Origin of the sequence: Neobacillus niacini (genome assembly GCF_030817695.1) — a bacterium.
GTDB lineage: Bacteria > Bacillota > Bacilli > Bacillales > Cytobacillaceae > Neobacillus > Neobacillus niacini_F.
The window spans coordinates 22,501-25,044 of sequence record NZ_JAUSZQ010000001.1 but is presented as its reverse complement, the minus strand read 5'-3'; the positions used below and the strand labels follow the sequence as shown (position 1 = coordinate 25,044).

The window sequence follows — 2,544 nt, the reverse complement described above, 5'->3', positions numbered from 1 at the left end:
CCGATGGTGTTATGATATAAAAGTCGCTCAGAAAACGACCTTATCAATTTTAATTTACTTCTAGTTAATTGGAAATATTTTATAATTGATATAGTAGTAGAAACGCGATATACTATTTATCCAGTCGCTGAAATACAAGCGACACATTGTTCTTTGAAAACTAAACAAACAAGAACGTCAACAAAAAACAAAAAAATTAGTTTCTTCTATAGAAACTAGCCAACGTAACAAATGAGCTAATCAACTTTCTTGGAGAGTTTGATCCTGGCTCAGGACGAACGCTGGCGGCGTGCCTAATACATGCAAGTCGAGCGAATCACAAGGTGCTTGCACCTTATGGTTAGCGGCGGACGGGTGAGTAACACGTGGGCAACCTGCCTGTAAGACTGGGATAACTTCGGGAAACCGGAGCTAATACCGGATAATCCTTTTCCTCTCATGAGGAAAAGCTGAAAGTCGGTTTACGCTGACACTTACAGATGGGCCCGCGGCGCATTAGCTAGTTGGTGAGGTAACGGCTCACCAAGGCGACGATGCGTAGCCGACCTGAGAGGGTGATCGGCCACACTGGGACTGAGACACGGCCCAGACTCCTACGGGAGGCAGCAGTAGGGAATCTTCCGCAATGGACGAAAGTCTGACGGAGCAACGCCGCGTGAGCGATGAAGGCCTTCGGGTCGTAAAGCTCTGTTGTTAGGGAAGAACAAGTACCGGAGTAACTGCCGGTACCTTGACGGTACCTAACCAGAAAGCCACGGCTAACTACGTGCCAGCAGCCGCGGTAATACGTAGGTGGCAAGCGTTGTCCGGAATTATTGGGCGTAAAGCGCGCGCAGGCGGTCCTTTAAGTCTGATGTGAAAGCCCACGGCTCAACCGTGGAGGGTCATTGGAAACTGGGGGACTTGAGTACAGAAGAGGAAAGCGGAATTCCACGTGTAGCGGTGAAATGCGTAGAGATGTGGAGGAACACCAGTGGCGAAGGCGGCTTTCTGGTCTGTAACTGACGCTGAGGCGCGAAAGCGTGGGGAGCAAACAGGATTAGATACCCTGGTAGTCCACGCCGTAAACGATGAGTGCTAAGTGTTAGAGGGTTTCCGCCCTTTAGTGCTGCAGCTAACGCATTAAGCACTCCGCCTGGGGAGTACGGCCGCAAGGCTGAAACTCAAAGGAATTGACGGGGGCCCGCACAAGCGGTGGAGCATGTGGTTTAATTCGAAGCAACGCGAAGAACCTTACCAGGTCTTGACATCCTCTGACACTCCTAGAGATAGGACGTTCCCCTTCGGGGGACAGAGTGACAGGTGGTGCATGGTTGTCGTCAGCTCGTGTCGTGAGATGTTGGGTTAAGTCCCGCAACGAGCGCAACCCTTGTTCTTAGTTGCCAGCATTCAGTTGGGCACTCTAAGGAGACTGCCGGTGACAAACCGGAGGAAGGTGGGGATGACGTCAAATCATCATGCCCCTTATGACCTGGGCTACACACGTGCTACAATGGATGGTACAAAGGGCTGCAAGACCGCGAGGTTTAGCCAATCCCATAAAACCATTCTCAGTTCGGATTGTAGGCTGCAACTCGCCTACATGAAGCCGGAATCGCTAGTAATCGCGGATCAGCATGCCGCGGTGAATACGTTCCCGGGCCTTGTACACACCGCCCGTCACACCACGAGAGTTTGTAACACCCGAAGTCGGTGGGGTAACCGCAAGGAGCCAGCCGCCTAAGGTGGGACAGATGATTGGGGTGAAGTCGTAACAAGGTAGCCGTATCGGAAGGTGCGGCTGGATCACCTCCTTTCTAAGGAATATGCAGTCCTTGTGGACTGATAAACGTTGACCGCTACTTGTTTGTTTAGTTTTGAGAGTGCAATTTCTCTCAAAAACATTTGCTCCTGCGCCAAAGCGTATTCGAAGGTGAGGAAGTCCCCTCAGCTCGTCGCAAGGCAGCATGATGCTAAAGCTCTGAAGTTTAATCACGATGTGATTGAAATCAGTAGCCTCGTTCCTTGAAAACTAGATAATCGTAAGAAGAAGTCAAAGTAAAACCGAGAATCGCCACATTAGTTTTTCTCTCTTATTTAAATAAGAGTATAACCATTTAGGTTAAGTTAGAAAGGGCGCACGGTGGATGCCTTGGCACTAGGAGCCGATGAAGGACGGGACTAACACCGATATGCTTCGGGGAGCTGTAAGTAAGCTTTGATCCGGAGATTTCCGAATGGGGGAACCCACTGCTCGTAATGGAGCAGTATCTTTACCTGAATACATAGGGTATTGAAGGCAGACCCGGGGAACTGAAACATCTAAGTACCCGGAGGAAGAGAAAGCAAACGCGATTCCCTGAGTAGCGGCGAGCGAAACGGGACATAGCCCAAACCAAGAGGCTTGCCTCTTGGGGTTGTAGGACACTCAACATGGAGTTACAAAGGAACGGGGTAGATGAAGCGATCTGGAAAGGTCCGTCATAGAAGGTAAAAACCCTGTAGTTGAAACTTCGTTCCCTCCTGAGTGGATCCTGAGTACGGCCGGACACGTGAAATCCGGTC

General features: G+C 50.2%; 2 rRNA genes (1 of these 2 only partly in view). Both read left to right on the top strand.

Annotation, left to right across the window (positions count from 1 at the left end):
- The first annotated feature begins 246 nt into the window (after positions 1 to 246).
- Positions 247 to 1,796 (top strand): 16S ribosomal RNA (locus QFZ28_RS00220).
- 303 nt (positions 1,797 to 2,099) lie between these two features.
- Positions 2,100 to 2,544 (top strand): 23S ribosomal RNA (locus QFZ28_RS00215) (it continues 2,492 nt past the right edge of the window).
- The 16S and 23S rRNA genes sit together here, the layout of an rRNA operon.